At 47.7% G+C, this 241-nt stretch carries 1 protein-coding gene; it reads right to left on the reverse strand.

What is annotated here, in order from left to right; all coding sequences use genetic code 11:
• Window positions 1-241 (reverse strand): hypothetical protein (locus CES79_RS12960; protein WP_159459507.1); only part of this gene is annotated, 241 nt, incomplete at both ends.

Below are 241 nucleotides of genomic sequence, written 5' to 3' on the forward strand. Positions count from 1 at the left end.
GTGTGTAACCTTTAAGTAATGGCACATCAACAGTGACATGTTCGCCTGTCTTACCAGTTACATTAGGCACCGTTTGATCACCTTGATTGCTTGGAATCATCACATTTGCCTTGGCATCGTTTGGTGTGTAGTTTACTTTACCTGTGGTCGTTGGGTTATCAACGGTGATCGTACCGTCGGCATTCACTGTCGCCGGTACCGTTGACTTATCCGCCGTGTAGCCTGGCTTCACTGGTACTGT

Source organism: Secundilactobacillus silagei JCM 19001 (assembly GCF_002217945.1).
In the GTDB taxonomy this organism is placed as follows: domain Bacteria; phylum Bacillota; class Bacilli; order Lactobacillales; family Lactobacillaceae; genus Secundilactobacillus; species Secundilactobacillus silagei.